The 14,610-nt window shown below is 67.9% G+C and carries 10 protein-coding genes and 1 pseudogene; 3 read left to right on the top strand and 8 right to left on the bottom strand.

From position 1 onward, the window contains the following. Positions 1–11 precede the first annotated feature (11 nt). The 3 genes and pseudogenes from QF040_RS28690 to QF040_RS28680 all read right to left on the bottom strand — a co-directional run bounded on the left by QF040_RS28690 (position 12) and on the right by QF040_RS28680 (position 4,513). Positions 12–2,237 carry a PQQ-binding-like beta-propeller repeat protein gene (locus tag QF040_RS28690; RefSeq protein WP_429613781.1) on the bottom strand — a complete coding sequence of 742 codons (2,226 nt, stop codon included), beginning with the start codon at positions 2,235–2,237 and terminating at the stop codon, positions 12–14. A 244-nt stretch (positions 2,238–2,481) separates the two neighbouring features. Next, positions 2,482–2,982, bottom strand: a pseudogene (locus tag QF040_RS28685) (ThuA domain-containing protein); the annotation flags it as partial. A gap of 520 nt (positions 2,983–3,502) precedes the next feature. Then, positions 3,503–4,513, bottom strand: coding sequence for a TRAP transporter substrate-binding protein (locus QF040_RS28680; protein WP_429613780.1), 1,011 nt, complete (start codon positions 4,511–4,513; stop codon positions 3,503–3,505). 142 nt (positions 4,514–4,655) lie between these two features. Between QF040_RS28680 and QF040_RS28675 the strand changes: the two genes are divergently transcribed. From QF040_RS28675 to QF040_RS28665, 3 genes are all read left to right on the top strand, one after another. Next, positions 4,656–5,438 (top strand): IclR family transcriptional regulator, encoded by a 783-nt coding sequence (locus tag QF040_RS28675; protein ID WP_429613779.1) that lies wholly within the window; start codon positions 4,656–4,658, stop codon positions 5,436–5,438. 310 nt (positions 5,439–5,748) lie between these two features. After that, positions 5,749–7,590 (top strand): pectate lyase, encoded by a 1,842-nt coding sequence (locus QF040_RS28670; RefSeq protein WP_429613778.1) that lies wholly within the window; start codon positions 5,749–5,751, stop codon positions 7,588–7,590. Between the two features lie 229 nt (positions 7,591–7,819). Further along, positions 7,820–8,695: an alpha/beta fold hydrolase gene (locus QF040_RS28665; RefSeq protein WP_429613777.1), complete on the top strand. Its 876-nt coding sequence runs from the start codon at positions 7,820–7,822 to the stop codon at positions 8,693–8,695. Positions 8,696–8,797: 102 nt separating this feature from the next. On the opposite strand, the gene QF040_RS28660 is transcribed toward QF040_RS28665, so the two are convergent. The 5 genes from QF040_RS28660 to QF040_RS28640 are packed head-to-tail and all read right to left on the bottom strand — an operon-like array spanning position 8,798 to position 14,607. Further along, the gene (locus QF040_RS28660) at positions 8,798–10,540 is read right to left on the bottom strand and encodes an acetyl/propionyl/methylcrotonyl-CoA carboxylase subunit alpha (RefSeq protein ID WP_429613776.1); all 1,743 of its coding nucleotides are present in this window, start codon (positions 10,538–10,540) and stop codon (positions 8,798–8,800) included. Between the two features lie 22 nt (positions 10,541–10,562). Next, complete coding sequence (locus QF040_RS28655; RefSeq protein WP_429614705.1) at positions 10,563–12,152, bottom strand: 5-oxoprolinase/urea amidolyase family protein; 1,590 nt, start codon at positions 12,150–12,152, stop codon at positions 10,563–10,565. Between the two features lie 8 nt (positions 12,153–12,160). Beyond that, the gene (locus tag QF040_RS28650) at positions 12,161–12,931 is read right to left on the bottom strand and encodes a LamB/YcsF family protein (RefSeq protein ID WP_429613775.1); all 771 of its coding nucleotides are present in this window, start codon (positions 12,929–12,931) and stop codon (positions 12,161–12,163) included. A 37-nt stretch (positions 12,932–12,968) separates the two neighbouring features. Next, entirely contained in the window at positions 12,969–13,640 is a 672-nt protein-coding gene (gene pcp, locus QF040_RS28645) for a pyroglutamyl-peptidase I (protein ID WP_429613774.1), read from the bottom strand. Between the two features lie 10 nt (positions 13,641–13,650). Continuing rightward, positions 13,651–14,607, bottom strand: a complete 957-nt coding sequence (locus tag QF040_RS28640) for a DUF979 domain-containing protein (RefSeq protein WP_429613773.1) — start codon at positions 14,605–14,607, stop codon at positions 13,651–13,653. Between the last annotated feature and the right edge of the window lie 3 nt (positions 14,608–14,610).

Raw genomic sequence — 14,610 nt, 5'->3', positions numbered from 1 at the left:
GAGGGACCGTATCAATATACGACGATCTTGCCCGTAGGACGCGGGCTATGACAGTCGTTGTAGAAGTACTCGCCGGGCGCATCGAAGGTGTGGGTCGCCGATTGGCCGGGGGCCAGGCGGAAGTTGAACCGTCCTTCGAAGAACTGTGTCGCGCAATGCGTGTTGGCGTTGGCGGCCGGATTGGTGAAGGTCACCGTGGTGTTGGCCGGCACGCGCATGAAGGTCGGCGTCATCGCATTCACCGCCGTCGACTCCGTGGCACCGGGCTCGTTCGCCGGCGTTTGCACACGCGCGAGGAACACGGTGTTGGGCGTCGGCAGCGCGGCACCCTCGACCGCCGATCCGGACACCGGACGGCGCACGACGGGCGGCGTAGGTGTTGCGGGAGGCATCACCGTGCCGCCGACCTTGAAGGCCCACAAGCGGTCGCCGCGCGGTGCCGAGTCGCCGTACGGAATGCCCGTGCCGCCCGAGTACACCGCGACGTACTGCTCGCCATCGATCTCGTAGGCGATCGGGCTCGCGCTGATGGCAGCGCCGGTCTGGAAGCGCCACAGCTCGCTGCCGTCGTTGGCATCCATCGCAAGCAGGTTGCCGTCGGGCTGGCCGATGAAGAGCAGGTTCGATGCGGTGGCCAGGATGCCGTTGCCGTGCGCGAGCGAGTACGGCATCTGCTTCTTCCACTTCACGAGGTTGGTGCTCGGATCGACCGCCACCACCGCGCCCGTCATGTAGGTGCCCGGCGGGCGCAGGCCGTTGCTCGACTCGGTGAGCGAGTGCGCGGCCGACACGTAGCCCATGCCCGTATAGACGAGGCCGGTGCGCTGGCTGAAGGCCTGGTGGTTCCAGTTCGCGCCGCCGCCGTGTCCGGGAATCGAGAGGATCGGCACGTCCCAGTGCGCGTCGTACAAGCAGCCCTTCACGTAGTTGGGCACGGCGCGGTTCGGGTCGCCGGGGATGGCGGTGCCCAGCGGCTGGTCGACGATGCAGGTCTCGGTCCATGCGCCCTGGCGCGGCAGCGGCTGCGTGGGCCAGCTCGCCTGGCGGGCGTCCTGCTTCACCGGCACTTCGTCGATGCCCAGCGGCGCGCTGCCGTCCTTGCGATCGAGGATGTAGTACATGCCGGTCTTGCTGCCGTAGATGACGACCTTGCGGTCCTTGCCGTCGATCTTCACATCGGCGAGCACGGGCGACATCACGTTGTCCATGTCCCAGATGTCGTGGTGCACCGACTGGAAGTGCCACTTGTATTCGCCGGTCTTGATGTCGAGCGCGACGATGGAATTGGCGAACAGGTTCAGGCCCGGACGCGCGGAACCGTTCTGCGACGAGCCGCCGCGCACGTTGCCGAAGGTCCAGTAGATGAGGCCGAGCTCCGGGTCCACCGCGGGATGGATCCACGGCGTGGCGCCCGCGCGGTCGGACTCGGCCGCGCCGCCCCAGGTGTCGTAGCCAATCTCGCCGGCGCGCGGCACGCCCCAGAACGAGGTCAGCACCTTGCCGGTGAGCGCATCGGCCGAGAACGCGGCACCGCGGTTGCCGTCGTTGGTGCCGAGGAAGAGGCGCTTGTCGTGATAGACCAGCGCCACCTTCTGCAGCGCGCCCTGGTAGTCGGGGTCGGTGGCGCTGCTCGGGTACTGCTTGATCCAGGCAATGGCGCCGGTGTCGGTGCGCAGTGCCACGAGGCGATTGCCGGTGGCCACGGTGAAGACCAGGCCCAGGTCCTTCGCGACCGCCACGCCGCGGCGCGTGATCGAGCCGTAGGGCGTCGTCCACTTCCATTTCGTGAGGCCGGTCTTGCCATCGACCGCGATCACGTTGCCGACCGCCGACTCGATGTAGATGACGCCGTCGACCACCACCGTCGTGCTCTGGTTGTTGCCGGTGGCCATGCCGCCTTCGATCTGGTTGACCCACGCGCCGCCGAGCTTGGCGACCTGGGCCTTGTCGATCTTCGCGAGGCTGGAGTAGTTCTGGTTGCCCAGGTTGCCGCCGACTTTGGGGAAGTCCTTGTCCCCCGCGGTGCAGCAGTCCGACAGGTTCGCCGAGGGCGTTGCGGGTGCGGGCGGTGGCGGCGGTGGCGCGCCGGGGCCGGGGGGCGGCGGCGCGGGCGGTGCGGGCACCACCGGGAACGAAGGCGTGCCCCCGCCCGATGAACCGCCGCACGCGGTGATCAGCAGCGGCGATGCGAGCACGCCGCAGGAAATGAGCAGCGTGACCAATGACTTTGGTTTCATGGATGCCTCTACGCGGTGAAGGTTGGAATGCCGTTATTCGGTGCAGAAAGGCGTGAGGCCCATCGCCGACTTGACGCCCTGCACGACCAGCTTCTGGAACTCGATGGCGCCGACGCCCGAGAGGTCGGCGGTGAACGAGTGCGCGTTGTGGCCGAGGGTGGTGAGCCATGCGCGGCCGCGCGTCGTAGTACTGGCACCAGGCGACCGGATGGAAGTCCGCGTGGCCGGGGTGCGGCGCGGAGGTGAGCGGCTTCAGCGTGGAGGTGTCGACCTTGGCGAGGAACTTCACCTTCGTCGGGAAAGGCGCGAGGTTGTACCACTCGTCCTGGAAGGAGAAGCGCTTGGGCACGTCCTTGGTCGACGGGTCGTCCGAGACGATTTCGACGTCGCCCGCGCGGTTCGGTCCGTGGTTGTAGAAGTTCGCGTTGCCCAGCAGGCCTTCGTAGTACGGCCAGTTGTATTCGGCGCCGAACGCGTTGTGCAGGCCGACGAAGCCGCCGCCGCGGCGCATGTAGTTGCGCAGCGCGGTGCGCGCCGCATCCTGGCTCGTCGTGACCGCGCCGTTCCACAAGGTGTCGCGGTTCGAGCTCGCGAAGATGATCGCCTTGTAGTTGTTGATGCGGCTGCCGAGCACCGCGACGTCTTCGGTCCAGTCGACCGTGATGCCTTCGGCCGACAGCATGCGGACCAGGCCGGCTTGCATGATGTTGTCGGGGTTCATCGTCGGGTTCAGGCCCGCGCCCATCGGCGTGCCGAGCACGGCATGGCGCGGGCCGGCTGTGCGCGAATAGACCAGCACGCGATCGGGCGTGGTGGCGAATGCGCCCCAGTCGTTGTAGCACTTGGGATTGGTGCCGCGGCACACGTTGTAGTAGGGGTCGAAGCTGTCGTCCGCCTCGGCCACGGGGTCGGTCGGCGGCACTGGCACTTCGTCGGTCGGCGTCGTCGGCTGGTTGGGCGCGGCCGGCGCCACCGGCTGGATCGGAAAGCCCGCGAACGACGGACCGCCGTCGCTGCCGCCACCGCAGGCGGTCACCGCCAGCGCGAGCGCCGCGGTCGATGCAAGTCCGAAGAGAAATGATCTGGAATATTTCAAGGGAGTCTCCTTTTTTGGTCGAAAGCGGGCCGCACGGGGGTGTTTTTCCCGAGACGGATTTGCTGCTCGGCGGCGGCCGGCAGGAGCAGCAGGTGATGAGGGTTGCCGGCGGACCGGAGCGGCGTTCAGCCCGGGGCGTCGTTCGCGGCGAGCGCGAAGTGCCGGGCGGTCATTCCTTGCGGATGCGTGCGAGCTCGTCGTTGTAGAGCTTGAGGATGGCGGGGTCGTACTGTGTGGCGAACTTGTCGATGACCGGCTTGGCGACGCTGCGCATGCGCGCTTGCTCGGCGGGCGTGAGTTCGTTGAACTGGGCGCCCTTGGCCTGCAGGTCGCCCACGGCCTTCTGCGCTGCGGCGCGGCTCACCTGCCTTTGATAACCGCGTGCCTCGTTGGCCGCGTCGTTCATCATCTTCTGCTCGGCGGGCGTGAGCGAGTCCCAGAACTTCTTGCTCACCAGCACGATGTTGGCCGCGTAGACATGGTTCGTGGCGCTCACGAACTTCTGCACTTCGTAGAACTTGTTCGAGAGGATCACGGCATACGGGTTCTCTTGGCCATCGACCGCCTTCGCTTCGAGTGCGCCATACAGCTCCGCAAAGGGCATCGGCACCGGGTTGGCCTTGAAGGCCTTGAAGGTCTCCAGGAACACCGGGTTCGGAATCACGCGGATCTTCAGACCTTCGAGGTCTTCGGGCTTGGTGATCGGACGCTTGCTGTTCGTCACGTTGCGAAAGCCCAGGTCCCAGTAGCCCAGGGCGACGAGGCCCTTCTCGGGCAGCTTGGCGATGAGGGCTTGGCCGAGCGGCCCATCGAGCAGCGCATCGGCTTGCGCGAAGGAGTTCACCGAGAAGGGGAAGTCGACAAGGCCGAACTCCTTGACGATGCCAGCGAGCGAAGTGGTGGCCGGTGCCGACATCTGCTGCACGCCGCCCTGCAGGGCAGATTGCTGCTGCATCTCGTTGCCCAGTTGGGAGGCGGGGAATTCCTGGACCTTCATCTTGCCGCCGCTCTTGGCCGAGAGCAGCTCGGCGAATCGCTTGACGCCGAAGCTCACGGGGTGGTCGGCGTTGTTCAGGTGGCCGAAGCGGATCACGCGATCCTGCTGCGCCTGCGCGAGAGCGGGAACGGCCAGTGCGAGGGCGAGGCCTGCGGTGGCCAGCGAGCGGTAAAGCGTTCTCAAGATTGGATCTCCAGCTTCGATGTAAGGGATGCGTGTCGGGGCGATCCACTGGCGCCCCGACCTCTGGCGGCGCGATCTTAATCGGCTAGTGGAAAATCTTTCTACTAGTGAAAACACTTGGCAAAATGCTAAAGTTGCCCGCATGACCGCCATACTCGAACGCAGCTTCAAGGTGCTTGAACACCTGGCCGGCCACCCCGAAGGCCGCGCGCTGTCGGCGCTCTCCGCCGAGCTGCAGATGCCCTTGAGCGCCACCCATCGCCTGCTGAGCGAACTGGTGCGTTGCGGCTATGTGCGGCAGGACCAGAGCCATGGCGACTACATGCTCACGATCAAGCTCGTGTCGCTCGGCCTGAGCTTCCTGAGCAACAGTGGCATCGTGGACATCGCCCAGCCGCTGCTCGACCGGCTCGCGGCCAGTTCGGGCGAGCTGGTGCGGCTCGCGGTGGTCGACGGCGACGAACTGACCTTCGTGGCCAAGGCGCAGGGCGCCACGCGCGGCCTGCGCTACGACCCGGACATGGGCCTGTCGGTCAACCTCTCGTCCAGCTCGGCCGGCCATGCGTGGCTCTCGACGATGACGGACGAGCAGGCGCTCCAGCTGGTCGCCAGGCAAGGCTTCGGACAACCCGAGGACTTCGGCCCGAAAGCGCCGACCACGGTCAAGGCGTTGCTGGCCTTTCTGCGCGCGGCGCGCAAGCGCGGCTTCTCGATGATCAGCGAGGTGTTCGCCCCCGCGATGACCGCCATGGCCGCGCCGGTGCGCAGCGGCAACGGCGCGGTGATCGGCGTGATCACGATCGCAGGGCCGATGGTGCGCCTCACCGAGGCGCGCATGCTGGCGCTGGGGCCGCTGCTCCTCGAGTCCGCGGAAGAACTGGCCCGCGCAAGCGGCGCCTCGATGCACTTCAAGAAGCGGGCCTGACGCGCAACGCGTCCGCCCGCCAAGTCAACCGGATCCCGGAGCGGTCCAGTGGCCGCGGCTGAGACATCAGCCATGCGCGGCGTTTTCGATACACGCCTGCGCCTGCGCCGCACAGCCAATCTCATACGTTGTCCTACAACTATGTGACTACTCTTGCTGATTCCAACGACATCGTCCGCATTCCCACTGTTGACCCTGACCGAGAGCTGACTCAATAATCCGCCCGCCGCAGCAAAGACAACAGTGTTGTATGACAACTGATGACTGTGACCCCGGTAGCACGGGACATTCAACCCAAAGAGGTCAATCCATGAAACGCAGGCAATTCGCAATTTCGGTCCTGACTCCCGTCGCATTGGCGGCATGTGGCGGAGGCGGAGGCGGCAACGGCCCCGTCTTTCCATTCCCCGTTCCGCCGCCGCCACCCGCGCCCGCTCCGGCGCCCACACCGCAGGCCACGGCCGCGGCGGCGCTCAAGCGTGCAGCGAGCTACATGGACGAAGTCGTCTCCTACCGTGGCGGCTACGTGTGGTCGTATTCGCCCGACCTCACGCAGACCTTCGGGGAAATGGAGGCCAAGCGCTCCATGCTCTGGCTGCAGCCGCCGGGAACCTCCTCCATCGGCCACATCTACCTGGACGCCTACCACGCGACCGGCGACGAGCGCTTCTATCAAGCAGCCGATCGCACGGCCAAGGCCGTCGCCGCTGCCCAGCACAGCTCGGGCGGCTGGAACTACATCCATGACTTCAACGGCGAGGCGTCGCTGCAGGACTGGTACGAGACGGTGGGCAAGAACGGCTGGCGCCTCGAGGAGTTCCAGCACTACTACGGCAATGCGACCTTCGATGACGCCACCACCGCCGTGGCCTCGCAGCTGATGCTGCGCATGTACCTGGAGAAGAACGATCCCATCTACCGGGCCGCGACTGACAACGCCATCCGATTCATCACCGACGCGCAATTCGGCCCCCAGTTCGGCGTGGCCGACGGGGGATGGCCGCAGCGCTTTCCGCACAACCCCAACGCAGTCGCGTCCATGCCGCTGCCCAACCCGGCGCAGCTCCCGGCGGGCGCACGCGCAGGCATGGAAGACGGCGACTACACGCTGCACGTGACCTTCAACGACGACGTGATGGGCGAGAACATCAAGTTCCTCACGATGTGCGTGATGACGCTGGGCCGCACCGACCTCGTGGCCAACATCACGCGGGCCATGGACTGCATGCAGCGGATGCAGTGGACCTCGCCGGCGCTTTCGCAGCAGTCGGGCTGGAGCCTGCAGCACCTGTCCCGCACGACGGGCGGCCGTGCCGCCGGCGAACCCGGCGGCGCGCGCTCGTACGAGCCCCGCTCCCTGGCCACGCACACCACGCAGACCAACATCCAGCAGCTCCTGGGCTACTTCACGCTGACCGGCGACAAGAAGTACCTGTCGCAGTTGCAGAAGGCGATCGACTGGCTGAAGTCGCCCTCGATCCAGTTGCCCGCCAACGTCGCAACGCTCAATCCGCTGCTCGCCGGACGCAACGTGGCCACCTTCATCGAACTCGACACGAACGAGCCGCTCTTCGTGCACCGCTACGGCTCCAACATCCACAACGGCGCCTACTTCTTCGACAAGGACATCACCAACACCATCAGCCACTATTCGTCCGGCCGCTCGGTGGACCCCGCCGCGCTGCAAAAACGCCTGGACGAATTGAATGCGATGACGCAGCCGCAGATCGATGCGATGGTCGCGAAGTCGCCGCTGAAGGCCACTGCGCCCCGTGCGCTGCCGAAGTACTTCGCCGCGGTGCGTGAAGTGGACTTTCCCGACCTGTTCGAAGGTGCGGTGCTGAAGACGCCCACGGTGCCCGAATCCGAAGCGCAGACGATCGTGGCCGCGCTGGTGAACGGCAATTACTGGACCGCGCCCGTGCCCGAGATCGTGAACCCGTACCGCGGCGACGGCCCCGCGGCGCCGTATACCGGCACGGCCTATCGCAGCCGCCACGTCGGCGACATCTACGACACCTCGCCCTACCCGGCCGATGCGCCGCCGGAGATCGAGCCGTATGTGAAGCGCGACAAGCCGCAGTTCATCACGACGGCGAATTTCATCGCCCGCATGGGGCGGCTGATCTCGTTCATTTCACCGGTGGCCTGAAGGCCGGCCGCGGCGCCGGTTTTTCAGTACCGGCGTCCGTACGGATTGAAGGCCGGCAGCGAGCCCGCGAGCCGAGAAACCGAGGATCGCGCGAGCACGTTTTCAGCCTTGGCTTACGGCGTGCGTCGGACCTCACTGACCGTAGGAACGACGGGAGGATTTTTAACCTCCGTCGATTGCCGGGCGGGCACGATTCTGGGTCCGCCCGGCAAGCGAACAGGAGATGCTCATGAGCAATCAAGTGCAGCACCGCCGCATCCAGGTTGGCGGTGTTGAAACCTTCTACCGCGAGGCCGGTCCGCAGGACGCGCCGGTCGTCCTGCTGCCGCACGGCTACCCGTGCTCGTCGTACGAGTTCCGTAACCTCATGCCGCGCCTGGCCGACCGCTGGCGGCTGGTCGCGCCCGACTATCCTGGCGCGGGCTACAGCGCGACACCGGAGGGCTTCGACTACAGCTTCGATGGCTATGCGGAATTCCTCGACGGCTTCGTGAAGACGCTCGGCATCGAACGCTTCGCCCTGTACCTGCACGACTTCGGTTCACCGATCGGCGCGCGCCTGGCCATCAAGGCGCCTGCGCGCGTGGCGGCGCTCATCATCCAGAACGGCGATATCCCTTACGAGGATGCGCTCGGGCCGAAGTACGCCGAGATCGAGAGCACCTGGACGCTGCCGCGGGCGCAGATGCGCGCGAAGCTCGCCGAGGCGATCACCGAAGAAGTGTTCAAGGAAGAATTCCTCAACGCAGTGAGGCCCGAGCTCGCCGGGCGCATTCCACCGGACCTGTGGAAGCTGCACGGGTCGCTGGTCACGCCACGGCGCAAGGAGATCGCGATCGACCTGATCGCCGGGCTGAAGGAAAACCGCGCCTGGTTTCCGCAGCACCGCCAGTACCTTGCCGAGCATCGGCCGCCGACGTTGATTCTTTGGGGACCGCAGGACCACTACATGCCCGAGAAGTCGGGACGCGCCTATCTCCGAGATCTGCCGGATGCGGAGTTCCATCTGCTGGACGGCGGGCACTGGCTGCTGGAGACGCACCTGGATGAAGTGGTGGCGTTGATGCGAGATTTTCTGGAGCGGGTGCATGGGTCGCCCGCGTGATGCCGCCCTGCGCTGACTGCTCATGCGGTCTTCGGGGGAATGTGTTGTGAGCTTTTCCAATGCGCATGAACATCGAGTGAGCCGCGTCGCCCACCGCCCATCTCACGCGATGGTCGCGATCGCCGCTCCCACCGCCACGTAGCCTCCCGCCGCGACTGATAACGCGATGCGGCCCGCGCGATGGGCAACGACCTGCATCTCCATCTTCATCGCTTCCATCACCGCGACGACGGCGCCCTCTGCGACCTCATCGCCATCCGCCACCTTCCATCCCTGCAGCGTGCCCGAGACCGGCGCGGCCACGGCGGCGGCATCGGCCGCGACAGCCGCCGGCGCGTTGGCGACCCCGGGCACGACACCGCCCAGGGCGGAGGCTGACGACAAGCCACGCAGCAACTCCGCCGGCAGCCCGAGCGACATGCGACGCCCGTCGATCTCGATGGCCGTGCGATGCAGCGATGCGTCCGGCAGCGGATCGGGCCGCACGCCGGCCGCTTCGTCGTTCGCGAAATCCGTCTCGATCCAGCGCGTGTGGATTTTGAAGGCATCGTCCGAAACGAAGTCCGCATGCCGCATCACCGCGCGATGAAACGGCAGCACCGTCGCCAGGCCTTCGATGTGGAACTCATCGAGCGCGCGGCGTGCGCGTGCAATGGCCTGCGCACGCGTGGCGCCGGTGACGATGAGCTTGGCCATCAGCGAGTCGAAGCTTCCGGGAACTTGCGAGCCGGCGTCGACGCCGGTGTCCACGCGCACGCCCGGACCCGACGGTGCATCGAACACGTGCACCGGGCCGGGCGACGGCAGGAAGCCGCGTCCCACGTCTTCGGCGTTGATGCGGAACTCGAAGGAATGGCCGCGCGGCACCGGCGTCTCTGTGACCGACAGCGGCAGGCCTTCGGCGATGCGCAGTTGCTCGATCACGAGGTCGATGCCGGCGGTTTCCTCGGTCACGGGGTGCTCGACCTGCAGGCGCGTGTTGACCTCGAGGAAAGAGATCGCGCCACTCGCACTCAGCATGAACTCGACGGTGCCGGCGCCGGTGTAGCCGGCGGCCGCGCAGATGTCGCGCGCCGACTGGTGGATGCGCTCGCGCTGCGCGTCGCTCAGGAACGGCGCGGGCGCCTCCTCCACAAGCTTCTGGTTGCGCCGTTGCAGCGAGCAGTCGCGCGTGCCGAGCACGACGACGTTGCCGTGCGTGTCGGCGATCACCTGCGCCTCGACATGGCGCGGGCGGTCCAGGAACTGTTCGACGTAGCACTCGCCGCGGCCGAAGGCGGTGATGGCCTCGCGCACGGCCGACTCGAAAAGGCCTTCGACTTCGTCGAGCCGCCATGCCACCTTGATGCCGCGTCCGCCGCCGCCGAAGGCGGCCTTGATCGCGATCGGCAGGCCATGCTGTTCGGCGAAGGCGAGCACTTCACTCGCATCCTTCACCGGATCGGCGGTGCCCGCGACGAGCGGCGCGCCGACTTTCAAGGCGAGCTTGCGCGCCTGCACCTTGTCGCCGAGCGTGGCGATGGCCGCGGGCGAGGGGCCGATCCATGTGAGGCCGGCGTCGATCACCGCCTGCGCGAAGGCCGCGCTTTCGGAGAGAAAGCCGTAGCCGGGATGCACGGCATCGGCGCCGCTGCGCTTGGCGACTGCGAGCAGCTTGGGAATGTTCAGGTAGGTGTCGGCGGGGCGATGGCCGTCGAGGCCGTAGGCCTCGTCAGCCCTGCGCACATGCAGCGCATTCAGGTCGGGATCGGCGTAGACGGCGACCGACTGCACGCCGTGGTCGGCACAGGCACGCGCGATGCGCACGGCGATTTCGCCGCGGTTGGCGATCAGGACTTTTTTCATCGGAAGACGCTCTCGATCTGAATCAAAAAATATCGATGGGACCCAGGCCCGCCAGAAGCTGGAAGCGGACGCGGGCGTTCACGGGAATCTGCCCCGCGCGGTCCAGGTGATGGGTGGCAACGGATGCGATCACCGGGTAGCCGCCTGTGAGCGGGTGATCGGCCAGGAACAACACGGGCTGGCCGCTGGGCGGCACCTGGATCGAGCCCCTCGCCGTGCCCTCGCTGGGCAGCTCGGCGGTGTTCGCGCGCACCAGCGGCGCCTCGCCGTTCAGGCGGATGCCGACGCGGTTGGACTGCGGCGTCACCAACCACGCCTGGCCGCACAGGCGCTCGAGCGCATCGGCGGTGAACCAGTCGGTGCGCGGGCCGGGCACGATGTCGAGCACGACGTCCTCCTGCACGGTGGGCAGGTCGGCCGGCGGCGCTTCGGCGGCGCCGACGACGGCGCCGGTGGCCACCGCGCGCACCGCCAACACATCGCCCGCGGCCGCGGCGGGCGGACCGATGCGGGCCAGCGTGTCGGTCGCGCAACTGCCCAGCACCGGCGCCACGGCAAAGCCGCCGCGCACGGCCAGGTAGCTGCGGATGCCGGCGACGGGTTCGCCGAAGGTCACGGTGTCGCCGTCGGCCAGCGCAATGGGCTGGTAGCGCGGCAACGGCCATTGCGCGCCATCGGCACGGGTCAGCGTGAGCGGACCGTCGGCGCCGGTGACGGCGATCACCGCCTCGCCGCGACAGACGAACTGGAAGCCGCCATACGCCATTTCGAGGCAGGCCGCATCCGACGCATTGCCGGCCAGTCGGTTCGCCGCCTGCAGCGAGCGCTGGTCCATCGCGCCCGAAGCCGACACGCCCTGCCGCGCCTGGCCATGGCGACCGCCGTCCTGCCACAGGGCCTGCAGCCCGGCGGCGCGGACTTCGAAGGCGCTGCCGCCTTCGACATTTGCAGACGCGGGCGCAGCGACCACTTTCTCGGCCACTGGCAGCGCCACCTTCACTGACGTGGCATCGACGAAGCGCACCGTGTCGCCGGGTTGCAGCAGCGCCGGTGTCTCGCGTGACAGGTCCCACATCGGGGTGTCGGTCACGCCGATGATCTGCCAGCCGCCGGGGCTGGCCTGCGGGTACACGCCGCTGAAGCTGCCCGCGAGCCCGACCGCGCCGGCCGGGATGCGAGTGCGCGGCACCGCGCGGCGCGGCACGTTCAGACTCGGGTGGCCACCGCTCAGGTAAGCGAAGCCAGGCGCAAAGCCGGTGAAGGCGACGGTGTAGTCGCTGCCGGTGTGGCGGCGCACCAGTTCCTCGGGCGCGATGCCCAGCAGGCCGGCCACCTCGGCGATGTCTTCGCCGTCGTAGCGCACGGGAATCTCGATGCGCTTGTCGACGCGCGTCTCGCGGGCATCGAGCCGGCGCTGCCGCACGAGGTGCGCCAGCGCGGCGGCCGACAGCACGGCAGGCCGGAAGGTGATGAGGATCGTGCGCGCGGCCGGTACCAGTTCTTCGATGCCGGCGATGGGTTCGGCCCGCAGCGAGGCCAGCAGCGCGAGGGTCTGGGCGAGATCGTCGAGCTCGACCAGCACCGCGTTCAGGTTGACGGAAAGAAAGCGCATCGGCGTCGTCACGCAGTCGTCGCCGACGCGAAGGAGCGGACCGTGACGCCCGCCTGCACCAGCCGCTCGCGCACGCGCCGCGCCATCTCGACCGCGCCGGGGCTGTCGCCGTGCACGCAGACCGAATCGGCGCGGATGCGCACCACGCTGCCGTCGATGGCAGTGACCGTGCCTTCGTTCGCGAGCCGCAGCATGCGCTCGGCCACGTCGTTCGCGTCGTGCAGCACGGCGCCGGGTTCGCGGCGCGACACCAGCGTGCCTTGCGGCGTGTAGGCGCGATCGGCAAAGGCCTCGGCCACCACGCGAAGGCCCTCGGCCTCGGCCCAGCCGATGAGCGGCGAGCCCGCGAGCGCGACGAGCACCAGGCCCGGGTCGATCTCGCGGATGGCGGCGATGACGTCGCGCGCCTGGCGCTCGTCGTGCGCGATGGTGTTGTAGAGCGCACCGTGCGGCTTCACGTAGCGCACCTCGGTGCCGGCCGCTGCGGCCAGGCCCTTCAGGGCGCCGATCTGGTAGATCACGTCGGCGCGCAGGTCGGCGCTGTCCACGTCCATGTTGCGGCGCCCGAAGCCGACCAGGTCGCGGTAGGCGACATGGGCGCCGACCGCGACGCCGCGCTCCTTCGCCTGGCGCAGCGTGCGCAGGATGCCGGCAGGGTCGCCCGCGTGGAAACCGCAGGCCACGTTGGCGCTGCTGACGATGTCCAGCATGGCGGCGTCGTCGCCCATGCGCCAGACGCCCAGGCTCTCGCCGAGGTCACTGTTCAAGTCGATGTTCATGTTCGTCTCCGGCGTGCGCGCGCGCACGCCTTGGGGGTCAATGCAGCCGGCCGGCGGTCTCGCGCACGTCGTCGCGCACGGTGAGCGCGGTGCGGATCGCCACTCGGAAGGCCTCCACCTGCGCGGCCAGCGCCATGCTCGCCGCTCCGGGTTTCGAGGCGGCCTGCTCGGGCAGGTAGGGCACATGGACGAAGCCGCCGCGCGTGTGCGCCAGTGCCGGACGCGTCGCGAGGCGGTGCATCAGCGCGTAGAAGATGTGGTTGCACACGAAGGTGCCGGCGGTGTTCGACACGGCCGCGGGCAGGCCCGCCGCGCGCACGTCGCGCACCATGGCCTTGATCGGCAGCGTCGAGAAGTAGGCCGCCGGGCCGTGCTTGACCACGGGGAGGTCGATGGGCTGCTGCCCCGCGTTGTCGGGAATGCGCGCGTCGTCGATGTTCAGCGCGGCGCGCTCCATCGAGATTTCGGTGCGCCCGCCCGCCGCGCCGACGCACAGCACCAGTTGCAGCGGTGGGCCGATCAATGCGGCGTCGAGCGCGTCGATCGCGCGGCCGAACACGCAGGGCAGTTGCACCGCCTGCACCACGGCGCCTTCGCAGGCCCAGCCGTCCAGCGCGCGGGCGATTTCCCACGCAGGGTTGACCGCGTCGTTCTCGAAGGGCTCGAAGCCCGCGACCAGCACCCGGGGTGCCTCTGCATCGATGGTCATGCGCGGTGCCTCAACGGAACATCAGGAAGTACAGCAGGAAGATGTTGACCACCAGCAGCGCGGCCGCGGTCGGAATCTGCACCTTGATCACCGCGTTCTTGTCGGGCAGCTCCAAGAGGGCCGCCGGCACGATGTTGAAGTTGGCCGCCATCGGCGTCATGAGCGTGCCGCAGTAGCCCGAGAACATGCCGATGGCCGCCATCACGGCCGGGTCGCCGTGGTACACGCCCACCAGCACCGGCACGCCGACGCCGCCCGTCATCACCGGGAAGGCCGCGAAGCCGTTGCCCATGATGATGGTGAACAGCGCCATGCCCAGCACGTACACCGCGACGGCCACGAAGCGGATGTCCATGTTGATGTAGCTGGTGGTGATGTGCGCCACCGCCTTGCCGACGCCGGCATCGGAGAACACCAGGCCCAGCATGCCGAGCATCTGCGGCAGCACCACGGCCCAGCCGAGCGCGTCGGTCAGGCGGCGCGATTCGCGCATGCCCTGCACCGGCGTCTCGCGCGTCAGCCAGCAGGCCAGCGCCAGCGCCACCACGCAGCCCACGCCCAGGCTCACCAGCGTGGTGTTCTTGGGGTCGAGCAGCAGCATGCCGCCCAGCTTGATGTGGCTCATGCCCACGGTGCCGATCACGGTGACCAGCGGGATCGCGAGCGCCGGGATGAACAGCCTGTTGCCCAGTCGCGTGGCGCTGGCCTGGTACTGCGCGGGCGTGGGTTCGCGGTGCTTGCCCGCGCCGACGCCGCGCAGGCCGGCAATGACGGCCATGCCGATCGCGCCGACGCCGACCACTTCGGGCGGCAGCTTGTCGCCGACCAGGAAGACCAGCGCGTAGATCCCCCAGAAGAGCGCGCTGGTGTAGCGCTTGGGGTGCTGGCGGTCGGCCAGCGTCATCACTGCCGTGACGGCGAGGATGAAACCGACCAGGAGATACAGGTGCTGGATCGAGAGAATCATGAT

Source organism: Variovorax sp. W2I14 (assembly GCF_050435205.1).
Lineage (GTDB): Bacteria > Pseudomonadota > Gammaproteobacteria > Burkholderiales > Burkholderiaceae_C > Variovorax > Variovorax paradoxus_C.
This window is presented reverse-complemented; position numbering and strand designations above follow the sequence as displayed.